Raw genomic sequence first — 25507 nt, 5'->3', positions numbered from 1 at the left:
GTCGCGGATCGCACATGAACTGACGGATGAGGGTGGGCTTTGTCCCGCCCTTTTTCTATGCTCGCCAGAACTGCGCAACATCCGGAGGCGGCCTTGAGTTCCGACATCACATTGGCGTTCGCCCATCCCGAGGCGCGCGCGGCGGCGTCTGCCCCCACCGATCCGCGGGATCGAATTTCGCTGCGCGATCATGTGGTTGAGGCCGATATCGGCGCCTTCCAGCAAGAGCGCGGCCATTCCCAGCGTTTGCAATTCAACGTCGTGGTCGAGGTGCGCCAACTGCCCGACCCGCTGGAAGACGATGTCGATCGCATCCTGTCCTATGACCGCATCACCGAGGCCATCGCCGCCGAGTTGGCCGAAGAGCGCGTGAACCTGCTGGAAACGCTGGCCGCGCGTGTGGCTGAACGTGTTCTGGCCGCCCCGCAAGCGATGCGGGTCTTCGTGCGGATCGAGAAACTCGACCGGGGGCCCGGCGCTTTGGGCGTGGAAATCGTGCGCTCACGCGCGGCGGCCCCGACGAAAAATCTGCGCGCCGATGGCGGAGAAGAGGCGCTGCACCCGGTTGTCGCCTATCTCTCCAACGCCGCGATTGATGCCCCGGGTCTCGCCGCGCGTCTCGATGCGTTGCAAGCCACGGGCGCGCCGGTGATTTTGGCCGTGGGCATGCCGGACGGGGTCGTCGTGCAAAGCGGGCAGGGGCCGACCCAGCGCCGCATCGACCTGCTCGCGATTGAACAAAACGCTTGGCGCTTGGCGGCGCGCGATCCGCGCTGCGTCGTGGTGGCCACGCGCACTGAAATCGACTGGGCGATGCGCCACGGGCAGATGGTGGTCTGGGCGCCCTCGAAAATCGTGCTTGATGCGGTCGATGGCCCCAGCGCGCCGGCCCATAATGCCGTGGCGCTGACGCTGTGGCTGGCCGAACATCTGGCCGCCGCGCGCCTTGAGCTTCACGGAGATATTTCAGCTCCGGCAGGAAGCCGCGTGCCGATCACGACAAAGCCGCTTTGAAACGCTTGAACTCCGCGCGCCGATGCGGTGAATGGAGCGCATGGAAAAGACCTATTATCGCGCGATTGCGCGCACCGATACCGCGCGTCCCGACAGCGCCCTGACATTGGCCGGTGGCTGGTGCTGGTTTGACGAGGTCGAGATGATCCGGCGTGACGCCGATCCTGAAATCATCCCTGCCACGCATCTGCCTGAAGATGTGATGATCCGCCTGTGCTCTGCACGCGCGCCCCTTGCCGGGTTGGCGTTGGATGCGCCCCGGATCATGGGAATCTTGAACGTCACGCCCGACAGTTTTTCCGATGGCGGGCAGTTCGACCTTGAGGATGCCGCCGTCGCACGCGCTTTGGAATTGCGCCAGAACGGGGCGGATATCCTTGATATCGGGGGCGAATCAACACGCCCGGGTGCCGAGGAAGTCCCTGAAGACGAAGAGATTTCGCGCACCGCTCCGGTGATCGCCGCCTTGCGCCAGATTGATTTTGACGCGCCGATCTCGATTGATACGCGCAAGGCGCTGGTCGCCGATCAGGCGCTGGAATCGGGCGCGGATATGCTCAACGATGTGTCGGCAATGGAGTTTGATCCCGCGATGGTCGAGGTGGCGCAGGTCTCTGGCATGCCGATTTGCCTGATGCATGCCCAAGGTCTGCCCGGGGATATGCAAGACGATCCGCGCTACTCTGACGTGCTGCTTGATGTGTATGATTATCTTGAAGACCGCATCGCATTGGCTGAGGCGCATGGCATCGAGCGCGCCAATATCATCGCCGATCCCGGCATCGGATTTGGCAAGACGTTGCAGCACAATCTGGCACTGATCCGCGGCTTAAGCCTGTTTCACGGGCTTGGCTGTTCGCTGCTGCTTGGCGCGTCGCGCAAGCGCTTTATCGGCACGATTTCTCAGACGGAAGAGGCCGATCAACGCATGCCTGGCACGCTTGCGGTGACCTTGGCAGGCTTGGCACAGGGCGTGCAGATCCACCGCGTCCATGACGTCGCCGAGATCGCCCAAGGCGTCCGGCTTTGGGACGCGATTACACGAGGATATTCTGAGGAGGGCGGGCGATGAGCCGGAAGCTTTTTGGCACCGACGGGGTGCGCGGTCAGGCCAATTCGGGCCATATGACGGCTGAGATGGCGCTCAAACTGGGTGCGGCGGCGGGGCGGTATTTCCGCCGCGATGCCTCGCGCGGGCATCGCGTTGTCATCGGCAAGGATACGCGCCTTTCGGGCTATATGTTTGAGAACGCGCTGACGGCGGGGCTGACCTCGACGGGGATGAATGTGCTGCTGCTCGGCCCGGTGCCCACGCCCGCCGTGGGCTATCTGACGCGCTCGATGCGCGCCGATCTCGGGATCATGATATCGGCCAGCCACAACCCTGCAAAAGACAATGGAATCAAATTCTTCGGGCCAGATGGGTTTAAGCTGTCGGATGATGCTGAGGCCGAAATCGAGGCGATGCTGGATCAGGAAATCCGCCTTGCGCAGCCCGAAAATATCGGCCGTGCCAAGCGCATTGATGACGGGCTTGGCCGCTATGTTGAATATGCCAAGACGACCTTTCCCAAGGGTGGGCGTCAGGGGCTGAAAGTGGTCGTCGATTGCGCCAATGGCGCCGCCTATCGCGCCGCCCCCGCCGTGCTGTGGGAGCTGGGCTGTGACGTGATCTCGATTGGCGTCTCTCCGGATGGGCGCAATATCAACGAGAATTGCGGCTCGACCCACACCCAGACCTGCGCCGAGGCGGTGGTGGCCCACGGCGCTGATCTGGGCATTTCGCTGGATGGTGACGCGGACCGGGTGATGATCATTGATGAGACTGGCCATGTCGCGGATGGCGATCAGATCATGGCGCTGTTCGCCGCGCGTTGGGCGCAAAGCGGGCAGTTGCGCGGCGGGGCTTTGGTGGCGACCGTGATGTCCAATCTCGGGCTGGAGCGATTCTTGTCGGGGCAAGGATTGCGGCTGGAACGCACCAAAGTCGGCGACCGCTACGTGGTTGAACGGATGCGCGCTGGCGGCTTCAACTTGGGCGGCGAGCAGTCGGGCCATATCGTGATGACCGATTACGCCACAACCGGCGACGGCTTGATGGCGGGGCTGCAATTCCTGGCCGCGATGGCGGAAACCGAGATGCGCGCCTCTGAACTGGTGCATCAGTTCGAAACCGTGCCGCAAATGTTGAAAAATGTGCGCTATCGTGCGGGGCAAGAGCCACTCGGTGCATCGAATGTTGAAAAAGTGATAGCCGCAGCAGAGCAGAAACTGGCCGGTCATGGCCGTTTGCTGATCCGGAAATCGGGCACAGAGCCGCTGATCCGTGTCATGGCGGAATGCGAGGATGAAGGCGTTTTGGCCGAGGCGGTCGACTCTATCGTTGCCGCTGTCGAGGCAGAAACCGCGTAAGGGGAGGCGCGGCTGCCGCGCCCCCAATCGCCTTAGCCAGCAAACAGACGCAGACCCAGCCAGATCAGCATCACGGCCTCGAACACCGTCCAGAACACCCCGACCCAACGCCAGAATTTGCGCCCCGGCGTGCCTAAAACGCTGCGCACCAATCCGGCTAAGACCGCAAGGCGATACAGCCCTGCGCCAATTGCAAACGATCCGAAAAGCGGCCCCAGATGCCCCGGTACCGCCATCGCCGTGAATAACGCAACGATCACCAAAAGCGGCACGATGATCAGCGCGGGCCCGTAATTGCCAATCCAGAACGTGTCACCGGGCGACAAACGCCCCGAGAACAGGTCGCCAAACCATTGGGGCGTAAAGAATTTCGTGCGTTCGGCATGGATCGCGTCCAGCTCGGATTTGGACAGGTTTGCCATAAGGCCTCCGCTAGGTTCACCGATGAGTCTGACAACAAAAAGGGCGCCCCGCAAGGCGCCCCCCCTGATGCATGTCGTCGCGCCTTAGTTGCGCTCTTTATCAACCATTTTGCCTTTGGAAATCCAGGGCATCATGGCGCGCAGCTTGGCACCGACTTGCTCGATCTCGTGCTCGTCGTTGATCCGGCGGGTCGCCTTGAAGAAGGGCTGGCCGACGGTGTTTTCCTGCATGAAATCACGCACGAATTTACCGTTTTGGATGTCGGTCAGAACCTCTTTCATCCGTGCCTTGGTCTCTGCATAAGGCAGAACGCGCGGGCCCGAAACATATTCACCATATTCAGCGGTGTTAGAGATCGAGTAGTTCATGTTCGCGATGCCGCCTTCGTAGATCAGGTCCACGATCAGCTTCACTTCGTGAAGGCACTCGAAATAGGCCATTTCGGGCTCATATCCGGCCTCGACCAGCGTCTCAAAGCCCATGCGGATCAGTTCAACCAAGCCGCCACACAGCACGGCCTGCTCGCCGAACAGGTCGGTTTCGCATTCCTGACGGAAGTTGGTCTCGATGATGCCCGAGCGCCCGCCACCGATCGCCGAGCAATAGCTCAGACCGATATCCATCGCCTTGCCGGTCGCGTCATTTTCCACCGCCACAAGGCAGGGCACGCCGCCGCCTTTGACATATTCGCCGCGCACCGTGTGGCCCGGACCTTTGGGCGCCATCATGATTACGTCGATGCCCGGCTTGGGCTCGATCAGGCCAAAATGCACGTTCAGACCGTGGGCAAAGGCAATCGCCGAGCCCTCTTTAAGGTTGTCATGGACGTATTTTTTGTAGGTTTCGGCCTGCAATTCGTCGGGCATGGTGAACATGATCACGTCACACCAGGCGGCGGCTTCGGCGATACCCATCACGGTCAGGCCTTCGCCTTCGCATTTCTTGGCCGAGGCCGAGCCTTCGCGCAGCGCGACGACAACATTCTTCGCACCACTGTCGCGCAGGTTCAGCGCATGGGCATGGCCCTGGCTGCCATAGCCCAGAATGGCGACTTTCTTGTCTTTGATCAGGTTCACATCGCAATCGCGATCGTAATAGACGCGCATGGCGTTTCCTCCGTTGATGTCTGAAGGCGACAATAGGCATATTCTGCGGAATATACTTTCGAAAATTGACAAAATATCTGGAATTTGGCAAAAATAATTCGTACCAAATTGATTAAATGAGAAATTCATGCAGATCACGGATGCCGACCGACGAATCCTACGTCAGATGATGGCAGAGCCGGGCCTATCGGTCGCCGATCTCGCCGAGCGCGCCGGTGTCACGGCCGCGACCTGCTGGCGCCGGATCGAGCGCTTGCGAGAGGCTGGCGTTTTGCGCGGGGAGCATGCGGTGATCAACTGGCATGCTTTGGGCTGGGAGGTTGAGGTGAGCCTGCGCTTCACCCTCGACAAAACCGATCCGCGCGCTTTCGATGAGTTCACCGTTGCCGCGCGAGAGGTTCCAGAGGTCATTGAAATTCAAAGCTTTCTTGGCTCAACTGACATGCGTTTACAAATCATTGCGCGCGACATGGCGCATTACCAGCAGATCTATCGCAAGCGCATTTTGACCTTGCCCCATATCGCGGAACTCGACGCATTGATGTTGGTTTCAACGATTAAATCCAGCGCGGAACTGGCGCTATGAGCCTTGATCTCGATGATCTGGATCGCGCCATTTTGCGCGCGCTGACACAAGATGCCACGCAAAGTGCGGGTGCATTGGGGCGGCGTTTGGGCCTGTCGCAACCCGCGACTTGGCGGCGAATTAAGCGCCTTGAGACGGCGGGCGTGTTGGCCGGTCGGCGCGTGGATCTTGATCAGGACGCGCTTGGATTTGGTGTGACCGTGTTTCTGGGCATCAAGCTGGCTGCGAAAGGTCGCGTTAGCCTTGATGATTTTGAGCGCGCCGTGACCGCGATCCCCGAGGTGCAAGTGGTGCAGCACGTCTTGGGGTTGTTTGACTACCGCTTGCGGGTGACGGCGCGCGATCTACCAGATTTTGAGCGTGTCTTGCGGCGCCGCATTATGACACTTCCCGGCGTTGGGCAGGTCGAAGCGAACGTGCTGCTCAGCGAAGAGCGGCGTCCCGGTCCTTTGGGGTGATTTCGGGGTGCCCTAAAAATGGGCGTCGCGCTTATTTTTTGGCCATACGGCCATTGCGGCCCCGCTTATTCGCGAGATCAATCTAGCAAGAATGGACCTTCCCTAACCGCAGCGCTTGGATCGCGGGAGAGGGTCCAATGTTAGATGTCAAAGCCGCCAGTTTCCGAGAACCAGTGATGCAGCGCTCAAGCGGCGCGGCGCGCGTTGCATTTGCCGGAACGCGCTTGCGCAATTTGCATCAGCGCGGATCAGCCAAGGCGATCTTGCCACGGGTAACAACCGGACCGGAGGTCGTTTTTCTTAATACCTCCGGTGGTTTAACGTCTGGTGACACGCTGGAATATGGTTGTGATTTGCGTGACGGGGCGCGGCTCGTGGCAACCACTCAAGCCGCCGAACGTGCGTATCGCGCCAATGAAGGACGCGCCGAGGTGCAAGTGCGCCATCGCGTTGGCGCAGGCTGCTGGCTTGATTGGCTGCCCCAAGAAACGATCCTGTTTGAGCGCGCCAAGCTCGCACGCGAAACGGTGATCGAACTGGCACCAGACGCAGGATGCCTGATGCTTGAGGCCGTTGTCTTGGGTCGAATCGCGATGGGTGAACGCGTAACCGACTTGCAGTTTTTCGACATGCGATGGATCGAGAGGGCTGGAAAACCCATATTTGTCGAACCGTTCTTGCTCAATTCCGACATTTTGGCGCAAGGCGCGCGCTCGGCGATTTTAGGCGATGCGCGCGCGATGGCGAGTTTGGTTTTATGCACGCAGGATGCCCAGGATGCGGCCGAAGCCGCGCGTGCTGTCCTGAATGAGCCGGGAGTTGAGGGTGCCGTTTCTGGCTTTGACGGAAGATGCGTCATTCGCCTTTTGGCGCGCGAAAGCTGGCCGCTGCGCCGCCAGATTTTGCGTTTGATGGAATGCTTGCGTCGCGGGCAGGCCGCGCCGCGCGTTTGGCAGATTTAAGGGAAGTCGATGAACCTGACACCAAGAGAAAAAGACAAGCTTTTGATCAGCCTCGCCGCGATGGTCGCGCGTGGGCGGCTCGCGCGCGGGGTGAAACTGAACCATCCCGAAGCGATTGCGATCATTAGTGATTTTGTCGTCGAGGGCGCGCGTGAGGGCCGCACGGTCGCTGATCTGATGGAGGCAGGAGCGGGCGTGATCACGGCCGAGCAATGCATGTCAGGCATCCCCGAGATGATCCATTCGATCCAGGTCGAGGCAACCTTTCCCGATGGCACAAAACTTGTGACCGTCCACCATCCGATCCGCTGAGATAAGCGTGGCTTAATCATAAGCCCTCAAATTAAGCTCTGCTAAAGAAAGACCCTCTGATGAAGCTACTCGCAACCCTAACCGCTCTCGCGCCGACCGCCGCGCTGGCCCATCCCGGCCATAGCGCGGGCACGACATGGTTCTTTCACGACGGCCCTTTGATCGGCGTGCTGATGCTGGCGCTTGCCGTCTATCTTGTCCCTGAACTGGCGCGGATATTGCGCCGCAATCAGGGGTAAGGCGATGATTCCGGGGGAAATACTGCCCGCCGCTGGCGAGATCACGCTGAACGCAGGGGCCGAGGTGCTTACGCTAATGGTGGCGAACACTGGCGACCGGCCGGTGCAGGTCGGCAGCCATTATCATTTCGCCGAAACCAATCCCGGCCTTGCCTTTGATCGAACCGCAGCGCGTGGCTATCGGCTTGATATTGCAGCCGGAACAGCGGTGCGGTTTGAGCCGGGGCAATCGCGCGAGGTGCGGCTTGTTCCCTTTGGTGGCGCTCGGCAAGTCTATGGTTTTAATCAGAAAGTGATGGGAACGCTGTAATGGCTGCAACGATTTCGCGCGCGACCTATGCCGATATGTTTGGCCCCACGACGGGCGACCGGGTGCGGCTGGCCGATACCGATCTGATCATTGAGGTCGAGCGCGATCTCACGACTTACGGTGAAGAGGTGAAGTTCGGCGGCGGCAAGGTCATTCGTGACGGGATGGGACAAAGCCAGATCTCGCGGGCGGGCGGCGCGGTGGATACCGTGATTACCAACGCGCTGATCGTGGATCATACCGGGATTTACAAGGCTGACGTGGGGCTGCGCGACGGGATGATCGCGGCGATTGGCAAGGCGGGCAACCCGGATACGCAATCGGGCGTTGATATAATCATCGGACCGGGCACCGAAGCCATTGCGGGAGAAGGAAAAATCCTGACCGCGGGGGGCTTTGATGCGCATATCCATTTCATCTGCCCACAACAGATTGAAGATGCGCTGGCCTCTGGGATCACGACGATGCTGGGCGGGGGCACAGGCCCTGCGCATGGCACTTTGGCGACCACCTGCACGCCGGGGCCGTATCATATCGGGCGGATGCTGCAAAGCTTTGATGCGTTGCCGGTCAATCTGGCACTGTCGGGGAAGGGGAATGCGTCACGTCCCGAGGCGCTGGTTGAGATGGTGAATGGTGGCGCGGCCGCGTTGAAGCTGCATGAGGATTGGGGCACGACGCCGGGTGCGATTGATTGCTGCCTGTCCGTAGCTGATGACATGGATGTGCAGGTGATGATTCACACGGATACGCTCAACGAAAGCGGCTTCGTGGAAAACACGCTTGCGGCGATCAAGGGACGCACGATTCACGCGTTTCACACCGAGGGTGCGGGGGGCGGGCATGCGCCGGACATCTTGAAAGTGGTGAGTTCGCCCAATGTGATCCCGTCCTCGACCAACCCGACGCGGCCCTACACGGCCAATACGGTGGAAGAGCATCTCGACATGCTGATGGTCTGCCATCACCTTGATAATAAGGTGCCCGAGGATGTGGCATTCGCCGAAAGCCGCATTCGCAAAGAGACGATCGCGGCGGAAGATATCCTGCATGACATGGGCGCGATGTCGATCATCAGTTCGGATTCTCAGGCGATGGGGCGGGTCGGTGAGGTGATCATCCGATGCTGGCAAACGGCAGATAAGATGCGCAAACAGCGCGGGCGTTTACCCCAAGAGCAGGGCGAAAACGACAATGCGCGCGTCAAACGCTATATCGCGAAATATACGATCAATCCGGCGATATGTCATGGGATGAGCCGCCATATCGGGTCTATCGAGGTTGGTAAACGCGCGGATCTGGTGCTTTGGAATCCGGCGTTTTTTGCCGCCAAGCCCGAGATGGTGCTGATTGGCGGGATGATCGTTTCGGCCCAGATGGGGGATCCGAATGGCTCGATCCCGGCGCAACCGTTTTACACGCGCAATATGTTTGGGGCCTTGGGCGGCGCGCGTCATGCCTCAAGCGTGACGTTCGTGTCCCAAGCCGCGCAGGCCAATGGCATTGCGGGGGCGTTGGGCTTGCAGAAATCGACGCTGGCGGTGGAACATACCCGCAAGATTGGCAAGGCGGATATGGTGCACAATGCGGCCACACCCCAAATCGATGTGCATCCCGAAACCTATGAGGTGCGTGCAGATGGCGAATTGCTGACATGCGAGCCCGCGACGACCTTGCCGCTGGCACAGCGTTACTTTCTGTTCTGAGGGGTCAATGCATTTGCGAGACCAGAGTAAGAGGCGCAGCCCTTTGGGTGTGAGCCGGGGCGGTGATGTCGGGCAAGCGTTTTGCGGCGCGGTCATTGGGCGCGGTGCGCAACACGCGCATCACCTTATCGCGCTGATAGGCGGGGTCGTTGCGGATGGCGGCGGGCAGCAGGCGCGGATCAAAGACGGTGTGGCGTTCTGTATGGATCTCGACCTTGTTCCAACGGCCAATTTTGGGCATGTCGGCACGGGTCAGATAGGCCTCGCGCAGCGCAGCCTCACGGCGTTTGAGGCGCGCAATTTCGGCGCGGATCAGGGCGAGTTCATCGGCAGGGGCGCGGTGATCAAACATTCTGTCTCTCCATCGGTCTTGCCCTGATCCTGCGTGTAGAAGCTTGAAAAATCGTTAATGGAGATAGCGCAATGAGTGATTTTCCGACGGCTGTAAAAATTGCCAAAAAGGGTGCATGGCAGGGTGCTGCCGATCATGTGGCGCTGGATTATGAGGGGCGTTTTTTGCGGCGAAAACGGTTGGTTGCGGCCTCTGGGGTGGGGTTTTTGGTTGATCTTCCCGAGGTTGCGAATCTGACCGGAGGCGAGGCGTTTGTGCTGGCAGATGGGCGGTTTATTGAGGTGCGTCCTGCGCTGGAACCGGTGCTGGTGATCCGGGGCGATCTGGCGCGGTTGGCCTGGCATATCGGCAATCGCCACACGCCCTGTCAGATTGGAACGGACAGGTTGGTGATCCGCGCGGATCATGTGCTTGAGGGGATGCTCAAGGGGCTTGGTGCGCAGGTCAGCCCCGGTGTCGAGCCCTTCCAACCCGAGGGTGGCGCCTATGGAATGGGCCGCACGATGGGCCACGAGCACGGCCACAGCCATCATCACGGCGATGGGCATTCCCATAGTCACGCATCGCATCACCACGATCATGCCTGAGACCGCCGCTCATCTGTCGCTGATGCAATGGCTTTCGCCGGGGTTTCCGACGGGGGCGTTCGCCTATAGCCACGGGTTGGAGCAGGCGATTGCGGCGGGCGATGTGACGGATGCGGGCAGTTTTGCGCATTGGTTGGGCGATGTGCTGACGCATGGCGCTGGCTGGAGCGATGCGGTGTTGCTGGCCTGCGGTTTGCGCGGTGAGGATCTGGGCGCGCTGGATAATCTTGCGCGTGCGCTGGCGGGCTCGGCTGAGCGGTTGCATGAAACGGTGGAGCAGGGGGCGGCCTTTGCGCGGGCGCAAGAAGGGCTGCGCGGGGCGGCGGTTTCGTTGCGTGTTCTGCCTATCGCGGTGGCGGAAGCGGCGCGTGAATTGCCCCTTTTGCCAGATCAAATAATAGCACTTTTTCTACATTCTTTCGCGGCGAACCTCGTGTCAGCGGCGGTCAGAATTGTCCCTTTAGGACAAATTGCCGGTCAGCGGGTGCTTGCCGGGATGCATGGGCAGATCACTGCAATTGCGCGGCGCGCGACACAAGCAAAAACGACCGATATCGCGACCAGCGCGTTTCGCGCCGAGATCGCGGCGATGCAACATGAGACGCTGGATGTGCGTCTGTTCAAGACATGAGGTGAGGCTATGGGCAACGGACCTTTGCGGGTAGGAATTGGCGGGCCGGTGGGCGTGGGTAAGACGACGCTGACCGAGCAACTGGCCCGCGCGCTGGCGCCGCGGCTGTCGATGGCGGTGGTGACGAATGACATCTATACGCGCGAGGATGCCGAGGCGTTGATGCGCGCGCAGGTGCTGCCTGCGGAGCGCATTCGCGGCGTTGAAACCGGGGGCTGCCCGCATACGGCGATCCGCGAGGATGCCTCGATCAACCTCGCCGCGATTGCCGATCTCAACCGGGCGTTCCCCGATCTGGAACTGGTGCTGATTGAATCGGGGGGCGATAATCTGGCTGCCACGTTCAGCCCCGAACTCGCAGATCTGACGATCTATGTGATCGACACGGCGGCGGGGCAGGATATTCCGCGCAAGCGCGGGCCGGGCGTTACGAAATCGGACCTGCTGGTGGTGAACAAGACCGATCTTGCGCCGCATGTCGGGGTCGATCTGGCGCTGCTGGAGAGCGATACCAAGGCGGCGCGCGGTCGCCGTCCCTATGTGCTGGCGCGGCTGCGTCAGGGGAATGGGGTCGAGGAGATCGTGGATTTCTTGATCCGCGAAGGTGGCTTGGTGCCGAAAACGATTCCCGCTTAGGGCGGCAGTTTGCGCATAAGAAACGTGCAAATGCCGATCTTTCCTGTCGAAAATTTCAGCATAACCGTCTTTGGCGCGTGTTTCCGGTCACGCCGAAGCGGTTTGCTTTGCTGCATTGCAGCGTAGCGGCTTCGATGATCCGGGCGCGCAGACAGGCTCTGCGCAACGCCACCAACCAGGGGGATCAGCCGCCGCGACAAGAGCCTGTTTCAACGGGCCACGCGCGCTGACGAAACGAAGGAAAGCACATGATTACACGGCGCAATCTGATGATCTCGGCGGCCTTTGCGGGCGCGGCTTCGATGACGGGAAGCATCGCCATTGCCGAAGGCGACAAGATCAAGGTCGGCGTTCTGCACTCGCTGTCGGGCACGATGGCGATCTCGGAAACCACGCTCAAGGACACGGTCCTGATGCTGATCGAAGAGCAAAACAAAAAGGGCGGGATCAACGGCAAGATGCTAGAGGCGGTCGTGGTCGATCCGGCCTCGGACTGGCCGCTATTTGCGGAAAAAGCGCGGGAGTTGATCTCGGTCGATAAGGTCGATGTGATCTTTGGCTGCTGGACCTCGGTGAGCCGGAAATCGGTGCTGCCGGTGCTCGAAGAGCTGGACGGCTTGCTGTTCTACCCGGTGCAATATGAGGGCGAGGAAAGCTCGCGCAACGTGTTTTACACGGGTGCCGCCCCGAACCAGCAGGCGATCCCGGCGGTGGATTATTTCCTAGACGAACTGGGCGTTGAGAAATTCGCGCTGCTGGGCACCGATTATGTTTATCCGCGCACGACCAACAACATTCTGGACGCCTATCTGAAATCCAAGGGCATCGCGGAGAGTGATATTTTCGTCAACTACACGCCGTTCGGGCAATCGGACTGGTCGAAAATTGTGTCTGACGTCAAGGCGTTGGGCGCGGATGGCAAGAAAGTCGGCGTGATCTCGACGATCAATGGCGATGCCAATATCGGATTCTATAAGGAACTCGCGGCTTCGGGCATCTCGGCTGATGATATTCCGGTCGTCGCCTTCTCGGTCGGTGAAGAAGAGCTGTCGGGGCTGGGCGAGGCCGATCTGAAGAACCTCGTCGGCCAGCTTGCCGCGTGGAACTATTTCGAATCCGCCGATACGCCGGAAAATGCCGCGTTTATCAAGCAATGGCATGCCTATACGGGCGACGATACCCGCGTGACCAATGACCCGATGGAGGCCACTTATATCGGCTTCAACATGTGGGTGAACGCGGTGACGCAGGTCGGCTCGACCGATATCGACAAGGTCATCGCCGCGATGCCGGGGCAGGAGTTCCCCAACCTGACGGGCACCACCGCCAAGATGCTGCCCAACCACCACCTGACCAAGCCGGTGCTGATCGGCGAGATCATGGAGGACGGCCAGTTCGACATCATCTCGCAGACCGATCCGGTGCCGGGCGATGCCTGGACCGATTTCCTGCCCGAATCGGCGGTGCTGAAATCGGATTGGCCGGGGCTCGATTGCGGGATGTACAACATCGAAACCAAGACCTGCGTGCAAAAGAAGTCGAACTACTGATCGACCTGGGGCGGGGGGTATGCCCCCGCCAATTTCGAAGGGGGCGGGATGCGCAAGGTATTAATGACGCTCGGACTTTTCTTGATGCTGGCGCTTCCGGGCGTGGCGCAAGAGCGTTCTTCGCAGACGGTCCCCGCAACGGCTGGGCAGGCTGCGGAGCCGACGACCGCGCTGGCGGCGGTGTTGGCCGAGAACGTCAAGAAAATCGCCAAACCCTCGCGCAGAACCATCGGCCCGGTGATCGACGAGATCGCCGCCTCCGGCCCCGGTGCCTCGCGCTTTTTGCAGGCTTGGGCGGATCGCCGCGTTGGTTTGCGCAAGTCTGATGACACGCTGTTTATCATCGCAGAACAGGGGCAGGACTATGCGCTGAGCGATCCGGTGACGGGCGCGCCGGCTGACACGGCTCCGCGGCGCGAGATTTCCGAGGTTAAACCCAATTCTGGCGTGCGCGCGGTGATTGGTTCAGCGCTTGTGCGGTTCCTGCTGTCCGACCCAGATCCGGCCAAGCGACGCGAGGCGCTGACGGCGATTGAGCGCGACGGTGAGGCCAGCCACTTGGCCCCCTTGCGCGCCTCGATTGCACAGGAGCCGGACGCCCAGATCAAAGCGGGAAAGCAGCGGCTTGAGCGGTTACTGACGATCCGCTTTGGCAAGGATGCAGGTGAGCGTGTGGCGGCCATCGACAGCTTTGGATCTGATACGGGGCTGGATCTGCGCGCGACTTTGAACCCGCTGGTGGCGACCACTCGCAGAGCTTTTGAAGGTGAACCGCAAGGCAATATCGCCAAGACCTTGCGCCCCGCTCGCGAACTGAGTGAGGCGGACGCCTACGCGCTTCTGGTTGCGGCCAACATGGCCCCGAAACGCATCAGCGAAGCGGCGATGAAACAGGCGCTGGCGGCCAATGTGGTGGACGGAAAAGTCGGCGGGCTGCCCTTGGCAGACATGTCAGATCCGGCCAAACGCGCGCTGGCCTATAGCGCGCTGGCCAAGGCGGGAACGGTTACGCCGCGCCTGAGCGAGACCGAGGCGCAGGCCCTGATCGACGCCCATAGCTACGCCGATATCTACGCCGAACCTGACGCCACTGTGACCAAATCCGCCGAGGCCGGGCTGGCCCGTGTCAGCCGCAAGGTGGCGATGATGCAAAGCGTGGATCTGGGGCTGGATGGGCTGTCGCTGGCCTCGATCTATTTCCTCGCGGCGATCGGGTTGGCGATCACCTTTGGCATCATGGGCGTGATCAACATGGCGCATGGCGAGTTCATCACGATGGGCGCCTATACCGGCTATGTGGTCCAGCAATTCGTGCCCGATTACACCGCCTCGATTCTGATCGCGCTGCCGCTGGCCTTCGCGATCACCTTTGGCGCGGGGGTGGCGATGGAGCGGCTGGTGATCCGCTATCTCTACAAGCGCCCGCTTGAGACGTTGCTCGCGACATTTGGCATCTCGATTGCGCTGCAACAGCTGTTCAAGAATATCTTTGGCACGCAGGCGCGCCCGCTGACCTCGCCGCCTTGGCTGGAGGGGGCGCTGCAGATCAACGATATTGTCTCGATCAGCTATATTCGCATCGCGATCTTCGTCCTCGCCCTTGTTTTCTTGACGCTTTACCTCTGGGTGATGAAACGCACGCGGCTGGGCCTTGAGGTGCGCGCGGTGACGCAAAACCCCTCGATGGCAGCCTCGATGGGGATCAACCCGGATCGCATCAACATGCTGGCCTTTGGCTTTGGTTCAGGCATTGCGGGGATCGCGGGTGTTGCCATCGGGCTGTTTGCCAAGGTCACATCCGAGATGGGGCAAGACTACATCGTGCAAAGCTTCATGACGGTGGTTGTGGGCGGGGTCGGCTCGATCTTTGGCACGCTGGCTGGGGCGACGCTGATCGGCGGGCTGCAAAAGGGGATCGAGTTCCTCAACCCTTCCAACACGCTGGCCGCGCAAACCTACATGATCTTGTTCATCATCATCTTCATCCAATTCCGCCCGCGCGGCATCGTCGCGCTTAAGGGCCGGGCGGCGGGGGATTGAGCATGGCACACCCGTTTTACCCTTCTTCTTGGTCCAAATATCCCGCGGGGGTGCGGGGGTGCGAAACCCCCGCTCCGACATCGGAGGTAGGCGCATGAGACCCGGATTTCTGGCCAAGAACCCCTCGGTGATCTGGTTCCTGCTGATCCTTGCGATCTTTACGCTGGTGATCACATTGCTCAGCCACGCCTACGGGCCGGGGGTGATTTCGACCTCGATGGTCAAGACGCTGGGCAAGACGCTGTGCCTGTGCCTGATCGCCATCGCGATGGATCTGGTCTGGGGCTATACGGGCATTCTTAGCCTTGGTCATTTCGCGTTTTTCGGGCTTGGCGGCTACATGATCGGCATGTGGCTGATGTATGAGCGCACGCGCGATATCGTGCTGAAATCCGCCAGCGATTTTCCGATGACGCCGCACGAGTTGCAAGACGCGATTGGCAGTCAGATATTCGGCGTTGTGGGCAGCTCGAAACTGCCCGCGATCTGGCATTTTGCGGGTAGCTTGCCGATGCAGTTGTTGTTCGTCGTGTTGGTGCCGGGGCTGCTGGCGCTGGTCTTTGGCTGGCTGGCGTTTCGCTCGCGTGTGGCAGGGGTGTATCTGTCGATTCTGACGCAGGCGATGACCTTGGCGCTGTCGCTGTATCTGTTTCAGAACGAAAGCGGGTTGCGCGGCAATAACGGGCTGTCGGGGTTGCAAAACATTCCGGGGCTAAGCGCGGATCAGGATCATTCCTCGGTCTGGTTTCTGTGGGCCTCGGCCTGCGCGCTGGCTTTGGGCTATGTGCTGGCGGCGGCGATCGTGTCGGGCAAGTTCGGCTCGGTGATGCGCGGCATTCGCGATGACGAGGCGCGGGTGCGGTTTCTGGGCTATCCGGTCGAGGGGTTCAAGCTGTTCGTCTTTACCCTCACGGCGGTGATCGCGGCGATTGCGGGGGCGCTGTATTATCCGCAGGCGGGCATCATCAACCCCGGAGAGATGGCGCCGATTGCCTCGATTTATCTCGCGGTTTGGGTGGCGATTGGCGGGCGCGGGCGGCTGTATGGCGCGGTGATGGGGGCATTTTTCGTCTCTATCGTTTCAAGCTGGTTCACCGGGGGGCGGGTGCCTGACGTGCCGCTTGGGTTTTATACGATCAAATGGGTCGATTGGTGGCAGGTGCTGCTGGGGCTTAGCTTCGTGCTGGTCACGTTGCTTGCGCCCAAGGGGCTGTCGGGCCTGGTCGAGCTGATTGCAGGGCTGCGCCCCCCAAGGCGCGGCGGTGCGCCGCTTGGCCCCGATGCGGGCAGCTTGCAAGAAGAGGAGGCGCGGGAATGAATATCGGCGCAGGCTCTGGCACGTTACTAGAAGTCTCGGGCATCTCGGTCAGCTTTGACGGGTTCAAGGCGATCAACAACCTCAGTTTCAACATCGGGCCAGCCGAGTTGCGCGCGGTGATCGGCCCCAATGGCGCGGGCAAGACGACGTTCATGGATATCGTGACCGGCAAGACGCGCCCCGATGAGGGCACGGTTTTATGGGGACCGATGTCGGCCAATCTGCTGCGGCGCAACGAGGCGCAGATCGCGCGCGCCGGGATCGGGCGCAAATTCCAGCGCCCCACGGTGTTTGAGGATCAATCGGTCACCGACAATCTGATGATGGCGCTCAAGGCGGCGCGCAGCCCGTGGAGGGTGTTGTTCTGGCGGGCGGGGGGCAAGGACGATGCCCGCGTGGCCGAGATCGCCGCGCAGGTCGGTTTGGCCGATCAGCTGCCGCGCAAGGCGGGTGAGCTAAGTCACGGGCAGAAACAATGGCTGGAAATCGGGATGCTGCTGGCACAGGAACCCAAGCTGCTGCTGGTCGATGAGCCTGCCGCCGGCATGACCTTGGCCGAGCGCGAGGCCACCACGGCGCTGCTCGTCGATCTCGCCCGCACTCGCGCGGTGGTCGTGGTCGAGCATGACATGGAATTCGTGCGCCGTCTGAATTGCCGGGTGACGGTACTGCATGAGGGCTCGGTTCTGGCTGAAGGATCGCTGGATCATGTGACGGCGGATCAAAAGGTGATCGAGGTGTATCTTGGACGCTGATGTGAAAACCGCGATGCTACAGACGCAAGGGCTGACGCTGCATTATGGCGGCTCGCAAATCCTGTATGGCATCGACATGCAGGCGCGCGCGGGCGAGGTGACCTGCATCATGGGCACGAACGGGGTGGGCAAGACCTCGCTGCTCAAGGCGATCTCGGGAACGCATATCCGCTCGGGTGGGGATGTGGTGTTGGACGGGGCCGAGATGGGGCGCGTGCCGGGGCAGGCGATGGCGCGCGCGGGGCTGGGCTATGTGCCGCAGGGGCGGATGATATTCCCGCTGCTGAGTGTGCGCGAAAATATGGAGACCGCTTTTGCCTGCCTGCCGAAATCGGAGCATTTCATTCCCGACGAGATTTACGAGTTGTTCCCGATCCTCAAGGAGTTCCTGAACCGCCGTGGCGGCGATCTGTCGGGTGGTCAGCAGCAGCAGCTTGCGATTGCGCGCGCGATGCTGATGAAGCCCAAGCTTTTGTTGCTGGACGAGCCGACCGAGGGCATCCAGCCCAACATCATCCAGCAGATCGGGCGGGTGATTTCCTACCTGCGCGACAAGGGCGATATCGCGATTGTGCTGGTCGAGCAGTATTTCGATTTCGCGCATGATCTGGGGGACCGGTTCTACGTTCTCAAACGCGGCGCGGTCGCGATGGAGGGCACGAAAGAGACGCTGACGCGGGAAGCGTTGCGCGAGGTGGTTTCGGTCTGATGGCCGCCATTGTGCGGCGCCCGCCTGCAATGAACACGCGCAAAGTGATCGGCGGGTTTCCGCCCGTTTTCCGTCCCTTAACACGGTTTGCCTTTCATGCATCGCGGTTTTCTCGCTAAAAGTTGAGCATCATAACTGGCCAAAATAATCGGCCCCGATGCGTTTGAGACAGTGCCCCCATGCCCCATAGCCTGACCGCCCCGAAACGAAACTTTCGCCTGCCCCTTCTGATTGCCGCGCTGCTGGCCGTGTCCGCCTGTGGCGATGGTGGCAATCCCGGCGGGGCGATGAATTTTGCCAGCGCGCAGGAGCAGTCGGGCGTGTCCGTGGAGCGTCGCGCCTACGCGGTCGCCGTGGCCAAGAAGATGCGCGCCAAGCGCCAGCGGGTTTGGTGCGTGCCGTTTGCGCGCAATGCCTCGGGGATTGAAATTCGCGGCAATGCGCGGACGTGGTGGTCGAAAGCGAATGGCGCTTACGAGCGCGGCCATACGCCCAAAGTTGGTGCAGTGATGGCGTTTTCGTCCAGCCGCAAGATACCGCTGGGCCATGTCGCGGTCGTCTCGGCTGTCGACTCGCCACGCCAGATCCGCATTGATCACGCCAACTGGAAGCGCAATCAGGTTTCGCTCAATATGGTCGTGATGGATGTCTCGCCCAAAAACGACTGGAGCCAAGTGCGCGTGATGAGCCAGCCCAACGCGCTGGGCAGCGTATATCCGGTGTCGGGCTTTATCTTTAACGGGGCGTGAACGGGGCGCATGCGCGCAGTTGAGTGCGGCGGGGCCTTGAGGGTGAAGCGTTGTAAGACCTACTGCACCTCGGTTGCGTAGTTGAACGCCTCAAAATCAGAGGCGTAAACTTTGCGCACAACATCTGCCGTTTTCGTATTCGAATAGTAGTCCTGCCATTTATTGCGCTCGCTTTTTCTGGCATGCCCGATTGCGACGTTCTCAAGACCCAGCCGGTCCACAATGTTCGCCAGAATATTTTCGAGACCGTCTTCAAAGCGATAAGCCTTAGACGTGACCTGTCCGCTGGCTGCGTGAAGGAAAAACGATTGCGGGAGAAAGTGGAGCTGCTGGCTCCATGCTTCATCAAAGCGGTTGAGGATGAAATCTTCGAACGTGTCCGCTTTGATCACGCCCCGTTGGTCGTGGAAGTCGTGATATAGCGAGACCATTCGGTCAAACGGATTGCGGGTGACTCCAAACGAGAAATAGGAATCAAACGTCTGAGGCCCGATGATTTTGCGTATGTCTTCGGCATTCAGGTGATAAACCGGCGCGAGCTTGCTTTTGACTTCATTCTTGGCACCCAGAGCCCTTTTCAGCGCATGGTGGATCGACGTGCTTCCGGTTTTGGGCACGGAAATCGAGATAAGCTTCGCGCGATGATCGACTAACACGGGGCGTTTGCCTCACTTGAGATTAGGTGCTTTGTGCAAATTTGGTTTGCTTGAAGATTTCGCCTTAGCAGCGGGAGGGCGTGATTGCACCTTACCAACCAAAGGTGAAGGACGCGTTATTAAGGACGTTTACGACGCGATTTTTTGCGATCGGTCACGCAAGGCTGCGCCCTTTCAACTGTCCCCAATCAATCGGTCTGCTTTCTTGCGCACCAAGATCGTGCGCAGGTCGTGCATGGTTAGCAACAGGGTGTCGGTGATTTCCTCTAGCTGGGCGTCGGTGGCCTTGGACTGCGCCCATTGCGTCACAAGATTGAGGTGATCGACGGCGCGCAGGATATCATCGACTTCGCGCGCGCCCAAAACCTCGCGGCGGTGGGTGATCCAGGCCTCGATCTCGGCGCGATCCTCGGGGGTGAGGATGCGTTCGCCTTGGGGTTTGATCTCGCCGTTTTTGACGTTCACAACCGCGATCTGGTCCATCTCGATGCGGCGCTGACGGTTCTCGGTGTCGACGCGAAACACCGCCGCACCGTTGTCTTTTACCCGAAAGTAATATTCTGGCAGATCGCCCATTTACCTGTGTCCCCGCTGGCCGGTTTCGGCCTTATCGCAGCCCTTCGCAAAAGTTTTTGATGCGCGCGCAGGCTTTGATTAGCGCCTCATCTGACGTAGCGTAGCTGATGCGGAAGTTTGGCGAAAGCCCGAAGGCCGCGCCGAAGACCACGGCGACATCGCCCTCGTTCAGAAGCGCATTGGCGAAGCTTTCGTCATCGGTGATTTTCACGCCGCCTGCCGAGGTCTTGCCGATGCAGTCCTTGATCGAGGGGTAGACGTAAAACGCGCCCTCGGGCGTGGGGCAGGTGATGCCGGGGCAGGCGTTCAGGCCCGCCACCACCAGATCGCGGCGGCGTTTGAAGGCTGCGCGCGAGGTGGTGATATAGTCTTGCGGGCCGTTAAGCGCCTCGACCGCCGCCCATTGGCTGATCGAGCAGGGGTTCGAGGTCGATTGCGACTGCACCTTACGCATCGCCGCAATCAGCGGTTCCGGCCCCGCCGCATAACCAATCCGCCAACCCGTCATCGCATAGGCCTTGGAGACACCATTGACGGTCAACGTGCGTGTATACAGCCCCGGCTCGATTTGCGCGGGCGTGCTGAATTCGAACCCGTCAAACACCAGATGTTCGTACATGTCATCCGTCATCACCCAGACATGCGGATGGCGCATCAGCACATCGGTCAGCGCGCGCAGCTCCGCGCGCGAATAGGCCGCGCCCGAGGGATTGGACGGAGAGTTGAACAGGAACCACTTGGTCTGCGGTGTGATCGCGGCTTCCAGCGCCTCTGGGCTGATTTTATATCCCCGTGCGGCCTCGCCTTGCACGAAAACGGGCGTGCCGCCGCCGATCAGCACCATGTCAGGATAGCTGACCCAATAGGGCGTCGGGATGATCACCTCATCACCGGGGTTGAGCGTGGCCATCAACGCGTTGAACAGCACCTGCTTGCCGCCCGATGAAACCGAGACTTGCGACGGCGTGTAGCTCAGATCGTTTTCGCGCGCGAACTTGGCGCAGATCGCGGCCTTGAGTTCGGCAATACCATCCACAGCGGTGTATTTCGTGCGCCCCGCATCAATCGCCGTTTTTGCCGCTGCTTTGATATTATCGGGCGTGTCGAAATCCGGCTCTCCCGCCGACAGACCGATCACGTCGCGCCCCTGCGCGCGCAGATCAGCGACCTTGCCCGTCATCGCGACGGTGGGCGAGGGTTTCACGCGCGCAAGCGTGTCGGAAAGGAATGCCATCGGGTCGCCTCCGGTTTGTAACTTTGCGTCAACGGTCTTAGGCTTGCGCGCGAGTGCAATCAAGACAGAGCAGGAGTCGATCATGGCGCAAGATTGGTATGGCGAGGCGAGCGCGACCTTTGGCGACCGATTGGCGGGGGCGCGCGAAACGGCGGGGCTAAGCCAGGAGGCGCTGGCGCAAAAGCTGGGCGTGCGTCTGGAAACGCTTGCGGCGTGGGAAGACGACGTCGCCGAGCCGCGCGCCAATCGCTTGCAGATGCTGGCCGGGATGCTGAACGTGACGCTGATGTGGCTGCTGACGGGCGAGGGCGCTGGGCTTGACGGTCCGCCCGATCTGGTGGCAGAGCCGGGGGCGGATCGTGCCCTCGTGCGCGAGATCCGCGAAGTGCGCACGGGGCTGGAAGAGCTGGATGCGCGGTTGGGCCGGTTGGAAAAGCGGCTTTTGGCAGGAGAAAGCGAATGAGCGAGACGGCAGAAGCGCGCCTGAAACGGATGCGGATGCGCAGTTGGCGGCGCGGCACCAAGGAAATGGACATGATCTTGGGGCCGTTTTCCGATGAGCGGCTGGCCAGCCTAGATGCGCCTACGCTGGATATGTACGACCGTCTGCTCGAAGAAAACGATCAGGACTTATATCCGTGGGTTTCGGGTGTGCAGCCATGCCCCGCGCAGTATCGCGCGCTGTTGGCCCAGATCGGCGAATTCGCCCGCGCGCGCCACACGCCACACAGCTAATCCCGGACGATTCCCCCAGCTGAGTGCGCAAAAATGCCTTAAAATTGGGCGTTTGGGGCACTTAACGGTATCTTTGCCATTTCCCGCCAGTGTTGCAGCCTAGAAATGCGAACTCGCGGAGAATCGAATGACCGTGCAGAAAATGGGAAATGATATGGCGCCTGCGCCGGGACCGCCGGGGCTGATGGCGGGCTATCTGGACAGTCTGGCGCTGCTGGAACGGCTGCACCGGCTGTTGCTGGATGTGATCAAGGATGAGTTTGAACGGCTCAACATCCTTGAAATTAACCCGGTGCAGGCGTTGCTGCTGTTCAATGTCGGTGAGAATGAGGTGACGGCGGGCGAGCTGAAGACGCGGGGCTATTACCAAGGGTCCAACGTGTCTTATAACCTCAAGAAGCTGGTCGAGACGGGCTATATGCACCATCAACGCTGCGAGATTGACCGCCGCTCGGTGCGGGTGCGTCTGACGCCCAAGGGCCGCGAGTTGCGCGAAAGCGTTGAGGCCTTGTTCGCACGTCACGCCCAAGGGATGGATGCGCGCGGGGTGATTTCGTTTGAGGCGATGGAAGAGATGAACCACACGCTGCGCCGGATGGAACGCTATTGGTCTGACCAGATCCGCTATATCTACTGAGCGCGCGCTGGTTATGTCTGCGATACACGCGCCGCTGATCCGCGCGCTGGGCGATGCTGTGGTTCGGCAAGCCGAGAATTTCCGTGGTGACGCGCCGTCTTGCTTGTGAGAGCGGGACGGCGCGTGTTTGGGTGATCCCGGATAATCCTGGGGAGGGGATCATGCGGAGATTTCTACGTTGGACGTTGCGAATACTGGCTGTCTTGGTGATCGTCGTGGCGGGGCTGGCGATATGGAAGCGTCAGGAAATCGCGCGGCTTTGGGCGGTCAATCACCTGTTTGATGCCGACCGGATCACTGCCAATTTCTCGGATATGCCTGCGCTGTTTCGCTCGCGCGTGCTGGATCGTGGCGCTGGGCCGGTGGCTCCCTTGCCCGAGGGCGCGCAGATCACGCTGCCCGCAGGCGCGCAGGATTGGATCGACCGGCGCTGGGTGACGGGGCTGGTGGTGCTGCATGATGGCAAACGGGTGTTTGAGGACTATTACCGCGACACCAAGCCCGATGACGAACGTATCAGCTGGTCGGTCGCGAAATCCTTTCTCTCCGCCACCTTCGGCATTTTACATGACAACGGCACGATCCCCGATCTGGATGCGCAGGTGACGCAATATGCGCCCGCGCTCAAGGGCTCGGCTTATGACGGGGCCAGCATTCGCGATGTGCTGACGATGTCTTCGGGGGTGGCCTTTAACGAGGATTATCTCGATTACAATTCCGACATCAACCGCATGGGCCGGGTGCTGGCGCTGGGCGGGTCGATGAATGATTTCGCCGCCTCGCTGAAAATGCGCGCGGCCAATCCCGGGGCGCGGATGCATTACGTCTCGATCGATACTCATGTTTTGGGCATGGTGATTGCGGGGGCCACTGGGGCCGATCCGGCGGTAGCGATGGATGATCTGATTATCAAACCGCTGGGGCTGGAGGCCTCGCCGGTAATGCTGACGGATGGCGAGGGCACCTCGTTTGTGCTGGGCGGGCTGAACCTGCGCACCCGCGATTATGCGCGCTTTGGGCAGATGTTTTTGCAAGACGGGCAATGGCAAGGCCACCAGATCGTGCCCGCCGATTGGGTCGCGGCCTCGACGTCACTGCAAGCGCCGGGCGGGGCGGGCTATGGCTTTCAATGGTGGGTGCCCACCGATACGGCCCAACATGGCGGCGATTATTTCGCGCATGGGATTTACGGCCAGTATATCTACATCAATCCCGCCCATAATGCCGTAATTGCGGTCAATTCCGCCGATCGCGGCTTCAAAGGGGATGGCGTGGACGCGGAAAACCTTGCCATGCTGCGGCGCATCGCGGAAGCTTTGTGAAAAGGGGCCGACTTTGTGAAAGGGGCCAAGCGCGATGCAGATGTATGAGGCGGTGAATGTGCTGGGCGAGGCGTTGCAGCCTTGCTCGAAACGCCCGATGACCGGGTTTTTCCGCGATGGCAGTTGCAACACCTGCTGGGAGGATTCCGGCTCGCATACGGTTTGCGCGCTGATGACGGCGGAATTTCTGGCCTGGTCGAAATATGTCGGCAATGACCTGAGCACGCCGCGCCCCGAATACGGGTTCGCGGGGCTCAAGCCGGGGGACCGCTGGTGCCTATGTGCGGCGCGGTTTGCCGATGCAGCGCTAGAGGGGTGCGCGCCCAAGGTCATGCTTGCCTCAACCCATCGCGATGCGCTACGCGAAGTGTCGCTGGCGGTTCTGAAGGAACACGCAGCGCAAAGCAAATAGCGCCTTAGCCCACCGGCACCCAGATCACATCGTCGATTTTGGGCGCGCCGGTGGCGAGCATCACCAGCCGGTCGAAACCAAGTGCGATTCCCGAGGCGGCGGGCATGAACGCAAGGGCGGCGAGGAAGTCTTCGTCCAGCGGATAGCGCTCGCCGTAAAGCTGCTCTTTTAAGTCCATATCGGCGGTGAAACGGCGGCGTTGCTCGATCGCGTCGGTCAGCTCGCCAAAGCCGTTGGCCAGCTCGACCCCGCACGCGTATAGCTCGAACCGCTCGGCAAGACGCGGATCATCCGGGGTGGGGCGGGCCAGTGCGGCCTCGGCCAGCGGGTAGCGATCCAGGATCGTCGCGCGGCCATGGCCCAGATGCGGCTCGACCTTGGCGACCAGCAGCTTTGACACCATGTCCGACCAGCTATCATCAGCGGCCACGCTAAAGCCGATGCTGTCACATTGCGCACGCAGGGCCGCGGCATTGGTTGTCACCTCGTCGCAGGTCGCCAGCAGATCGATCCCGGCATAACGCGTGAAAGCGTCGGCCACCGAGAGCCGCTCGGGCACAGCAAACGGGTCGCAGTCCACGCCGTTATGGACAAACAGCGTGGCCCCGGCCGCCTGTGCGGCAAGGCGCAAGATCGCGGCGCAATCAGCCATCAGATCGGTGTAATCCGCGCCCGCGCGATACCATTCCAGCATGGTGAATTCCGGACTGTGGCGGGCACCGCGCTCGCGGTTGCGCCAAACATGGGCGAAGGTCGCGATCCGGGGTTCGCCCGCCGCCAGCAGCTTTTTCATCGCGAATTCAGGCGAGGTGTGCAGATACATCGTGCGCGGCTGCCCGTCATTGCCCATGGCTTGGGTCGAAAAGGCGTGCAGATGCGCCTCGTTGCCGGGGCTGGTTTGCAGCGCGCTGGGGTCGACCTCAAGAAAGCCCTCATCCGCCAGCCAGCCCCGGATCGCGGTTTGAATGCGATTGCGCGCCAGCAGCGCGGGGCGGCGGTCGGCATGGCGGTCAGGATGCCAGAAGGGGCGGGGCATAGCGTGGCTTTCAGGCTGGAAATCCGGGTCCAAATGGTTTAGGC

General features: G+C 60.8%; 31 protein-coding genes. 24 read left to right on the top strand and 7 right to left on the bottom strand.

Going from position 1 to position 25507, the window contains the following annotated elements:
* Nucleotides 1-93: 93 nt before the first annotated feature.
* Genes DT23_RS01870 through glmM form a run of 3 tightly spaced genes read left to right on the top strand, consistent with a single transcriptional unit; the run spans nucleotide 94 to nucleotide 3426 of the window.
* Nucleotides 94-1014, top strand: a complete 921-nt coding sequence (locus DT23_RS01870) for a dihydroneopterin aldolase (protein ID WP_038127780.1) — start codon at nucleotides 94-96, stop codon at nucleotides 1012-1014.
* A 40-nt stretch (nucleotides 1015-1054) separates the two neighbouring features.
* The gene (gene folP, locus DT23_RS01865; protein WP_038127774.1) at nucleotides 1055-2086 is read left to right on the top strand and encodes a dihydropteroate synthase; all 1032 of its coding nucleotides are present in this window, start codon (nucleotides 1055-1057) and stop codon (nucleotides 2084-2086) included.
* Entirely contained in the window at nucleotides 2083-3426 is a 1344-nt protein-coding gene (gene glmM / locus DT23_RS01860; protein WP_038127529.1) for a phosphoglucosamine mutase, read from the top strand. The genes folP and glmM overlap by 4 nt, the downstream gene beginning before the upstream one ends.
* Before the next feature lie 32 nt (nucleotides 3427-3458).
* Here the strand turns inward: glmM and DT23_RS01855 are convergent, their stop codons facing one another.
* Nucleotides 3459-3848, bottom strand: coding sequence for a hypothetical protein (locus tag DT23_RS01855; protein ID WP_038127526.1), 390 nt, complete (start codon nucleotides 3846-3848; stop codon nucleotides 3459-3461).
* A gap of 84 nt (nucleotides 3849-3932) precedes the next feature.
* A complete protein-coding gene (gene ilvC / locus DT23_RS01850) occupies nucleotides 3933-4955 on the bottom strand; it encodes a ketol-acid reductoisomerase (protein ID WP_038127525.1) in 1023 nt (340 codons plus the stop codon).
* Between the two features lie 127 nt (nucleotides 4956-5082).
* Here ilvC and DT23_RS01845 point away from each other — a divergent pair, with 127 nt between their 5' ends.
* From DT23_RS01845 to ureC, 7 genes are all read left to right on the top strand, one after another.
* Nucleotides 5083-5541 (top strand): Lrp/AsnC family transcriptional regulator, encoded by a 459-nt coding sequence (locus DT23_RS01845; RefSeq protein ID WP_156023816.1) that lies wholly within the window; start codon nucleotides 5083-5085, stop codon nucleotides 5539-5541.
* Nucleotides 5538-5999: an Lrp/AsnC family transcriptional regulator gene (locus DT23_RS01840; RefSeq protein ID WP_038127523.1), complete on the top strand. Its 462-nt coding sequence runs from the start codon at nucleotides 5538-5540 to the stop codon at nucleotides 5997-5999. Before DT23_RS01845 ends, DT23_RS01840 begins: the two co-directional genes overlap by 4 nt.
* 137 nt (nucleotides 6000-6136) lie before the next feature.
* Nucleotides 6137-6961 carry an urease accessory protein UreD gene (locus tag DT23_RS01835; RefSeq protein ID WP_051696968.1) on the top strand — a complete coding sequence of 275 codons (825 nt, stop codon included), beginning with the start codon at nucleotides 6137-6139 and terminating at the stop codon, nucleotides 6959-6961.
* A gap of 9 nt (nucleotides 6962-6970) precedes the next feature.
* The gene (locus DT23_RS01830; RefSeq protein ID WP_038127521.1) at nucleotides 6971-7273 is read left to right on the top strand and encodes an urease subunit gamma; all 303 of its coding nucleotides are present in this window, start codon (nucleotides 6971-6973) and stop codon (nucleotides 7271-7273) included.
* A 59-nt stretch (nucleotides 7274-7332) separates the two neighbouring features.
* Nucleotides 7333-7512, top strand: coding sequence for a hypothetical protein (locus DT23_RS01825; RefSeq protein ID WP_038127518.1), 180 nt, complete (start codon nucleotides 7333-7335; stop codon nucleotides 7510-7512).
* A gap of 4 nt (nucleotides 7513-7516) precedes the next feature.
* Nucleotides 7517-7822: an urease subunit beta gene (locus tag DT23_RS01820; RefSeq protein WP_038127514.1), complete on the top strand. Its 306-nt coding sequence runs from the start codon at nucleotides 7517-7519 to the stop codon at nucleotides 7820-7822.
* Nucleotides 7822-9528 carry an urease subunit alpha gene (ureC, locus tag DT23_RS01815; protein WP_038127511.1) on the top strand — a complete coding sequence of 569 codons (1707 nt, stop codon included), beginning with the start codon at nucleotides 7822-7824 and terminating at the stop codon, nucleotides 9526-9528. The genes DT23_RS01820 and ureC overlap by 1 nt, the downstream gene beginning before the upstream one ends.
* 4 nt (nucleotides 9529-9532) lie before the next feature.
* Here the strand turns inward: ureC and DT23_RS01810 are convergent, their stop codons facing one another.
* Nucleotides 9533-9880: a hypothetical protein gene (locus tag DT23_RS01810; protein ID WP_038127508.1), complete on the bottom strand. Its 348-nt coding sequence runs from the start codon at nucleotides 9878-9880 to the stop codon at nucleotides 9533-9535.
* A gap of 71 nt (nucleotides 9881-9951) precedes the next feature.
* Here DT23_RS01810 and ureE point away from each other — a divergent pair, with 71 nt between their 5' ends.
* The 9 genes from ureE to DT23_RS01760 all read left to right on the top strand — a co-directional run bounded on the left by ureE (nucleotide 9952) and on the right by DT23_RS01760 (nucleotide 18855).
* Entirely contained in the window at nucleotides 9952-10467 is a 516-nt protein-coding gene (gene ureE, locus DT23_RS01805; protein ID WP_038127505.1) for an urease accessory protein UreE, read from the top strand.
* Nucleotides 10421-11098 (top strand): urease accessory protein UreF, encoded by a 678-nt coding sequence (locus DT23_RS01800; protein ID WP_240473518.1) that lies wholly within the window; start codon nucleotides 10421-10423, stop codon nucleotides 11096-11098. The genes ureE and DT23_RS01800 overlap by 47 nt, the downstream gene beginning before the upstream one ends.
* Nucleotides 11099-11107: 9 nt before the next feature.
* Complete coding sequence (gene ureG / locus DT23_RS01795; RefSeq protein ID WP_038127499.1) at nucleotides 11108-11734, top strand: urease accessory protein UreG; 627 nt, start codon at nucleotides 11108-11110, stop codon at nucleotides 11732-11734.
* Nucleotides 11735-11982: 248 nt separating this feature from the next.
* On the top strand, nucleotides 11983-13284 hold the full coding sequence (urtA, locus tag DT23_RS01785; protein WP_205618203.1) for an urea ABC transporter substrate-binding protein: 1302 nt from the start codon (nucleotides 11983-11985) through the stop codon (nucleotides 13282-13284).
* A gap of 48 nt (nucleotides 13285-13332) precedes the next feature.
* Entirely contained in the window at nucleotides 13333-15324 is a 1992-nt protein-coding gene (gene urtB / locus DT23_RS01780; protein WP_038127494.1) for an urea ABC transporter permease subunit UrtB, read from the top strand.
* A gap of 94 nt (nucleotides 15325-15418) precedes the next feature.
* The gene (gene urtC, locus DT23_RS01775) at nucleotides 15419-16642 is read left to right on the top strand and encodes an urea ABC transporter permease subunit UrtC (RefSeq protein ID WP_038127493.1); all 1224 of its coding nucleotides are present in this window, start codon (nucleotides 15419-15421) and stop codon (nucleotides 16640-16642) included.
* Entirely contained in the window at nucleotides 16639-17397 is a 759-nt protein-coding gene (gene urtD / locus DT23_RS01770; protein WP_038127491.1) for an urea ABC transporter ATP-binding protein UrtD, read from the top strand. Before urtC ends, urtD begins: the two co-directional genes overlap by 4 nt.
* 13 nt (nucleotides 17398-17410) lie before the next feature.
* The gene (gene urtE, locus DT23_RS01765; RefSeq protein WP_038127767.1) at nucleotides 17411-18106 is read left to right on the top strand and encodes an urea ABC transporter ATP-binding subunit UrtE; all 696 of its coding nucleotides are present in this window, start codon (nucleotides 17411-17413) and stop codon (nucleotides 18104-18106) included.
* Nucleotides 18107-18285: 179 nt separating this feature from the next.
* Nucleotides 18286-18855, top strand: coding sequence for a CHAP domain-containing protein (locus tag DT23_RS01760; RefSeq protein WP_051696967.1), 570 nt, complete (start codon nucleotides 18286-18288; stop codon nucleotides 18853-18855).
* 59 nt (nucleotides 18856-18914) lie between these two features.
* On the opposite strand, the gene DT23_RS01755 is transcribed toward DT23_RS01760, so the two are convergent.
* From DT23_RS01755 to DT23_RS01745, 3 genes are all read right to left on the bottom strand, one after another.
* A complete protein-coding gene (locus DT23_RS01755) occupies nucleotides 18915-19511 on the bottom strand; it encodes a sulfotransferase family 2 domain-containing protein (protein ID WP_038127489.1) in 597 nt (198 codons plus the stop codon).
* A 174-nt stretch (nucleotides 19512-19685) separates the two neighbouring features.
* A complete protein-coding gene (locus DT23_RS01750) occupies nucleotides 19686-20087 on the bottom strand; it encodes a hypothetical protein (protein ID WP_038127488.1) in 402 nt (133 codons plus the stop codon).
* A gap of 31 nt (nucleotides 20088-20118) precedes the next feature.
* Nucleotides 20119-21321: a pyridoxal phosphate-dependent aminotransferase gene (locus tag DT23_RS01745; protein ID WP_038127764.1), complete on the bottom strand. Its 1203-nt coding sequence runs from the start codon at nucleotides 21319-21321 to the stop codon at nucleotides 20119-20121.
* A gap of 82 nt (nucleotides 21322-21403) precedes the next feature.
* Here DT23_RS01745 and DT23_RS01740 point away from each other — a divergent pair, with 82 nt between their 5' ends.
* The 5 genes from DT23_RS01740 (at nucleotide 21404) to DT23_RS01720 (ending at nucleotide 24427) form a co-directional block, all read left to right on the top strand.
* Nucleotides 21404-21784 carry a helix-turn-helix domain-containing protein gene (locus DT23_RS01740; RefSeq protein ID WP_038127486.1) on the top strand — a complete coding sequence of 127 codons (381 nt, stop codon included), beginning with the start codon at nucleotides 21404-21406 and terminating at the stop codon, nucleotides 21782-21784.
* Nucleotides 21781-22056 carry an FAD assembly factor SdhE gene (locus tag DT23_RS01735; protein WP_038127485.1) on the top strand — a complete coding sequence of 92 codons (276 nt, stop codon included), beginning with the start codon at nucleotides 21781-21783 and terminating at the stop codon, nucleotides 22054-22056. Before DT23_RS01740 ends, DT23_RS01735 begins: the two co-directional genes overlap by 4 nt.
* A gap of 127 nt (nucleotides 22057-22183) precedes the next feature.
* A complete protein-coding gene (locus tag DT23_RS01730) occupies nucleotides 22184-22693 on the top strand; it encodes a MarR family winged helix-turn-helix transcriptional regulator (RefSeq protein ID WP_420804673.1) in 510 nt (169 codons plus the stop codon).
* A 161-nt stretch (nucleotides 22694-22854) separates the two neighbouring features.
* Nucleotides 22855-24015 carry a serine hydrolase domain-containing protein gene (locus tag DT23_RS01725; RefSeq protein WP_038127759.1) on the top strand — a complete coding sequence of 387 codons (1161 nt, stop codon included), beginning with the start codon at nucleotides 22855-22857 and terminating at the stop codon, nucleotides 24013-24015.
* A gap of 34 nt (nucleotides 24016-24049) precedes the next feature.
* A complete protein-coding gene (locus DT23_RS01720) occupies nucleotides 24050-24427 on the top strand; it encodes a DUF2237 family protein (RefSeq protein ID WP_038127483.1) in 378 nt (125 codons plus the stop codon).
* Nucleotides 24428-24431: 4 nt separating this feature from the next.
* On the opposite strand, the gene epmA is transcribed toward DT23_RS01720, so the two are convergent.
* Entirely contained in the window at nucleotides 24432-25463 is a 1032-nt protein-coding gene (epmA, locus tag DT23_RS01715) for an EF-P lysine aminoacylase EpmA (RefSeq protein WP_038127480.1), read from the bottom strand.
* Nucleotides 25464-25507 lie beyond the last annotated feature (44 nt).

Source organism: Thioclava indica, assembly GCF_000714545.1.
Classification (GTDB): Bacteria; Pseudomonadota; Alphaproteobacteria; order Rhodobacterales; family Rhodobacteraceae; genus Thioclava; species Thioclava indica.
This window is presented reverse-complemented; position numbering and strand designations above follow the sequence as displayed.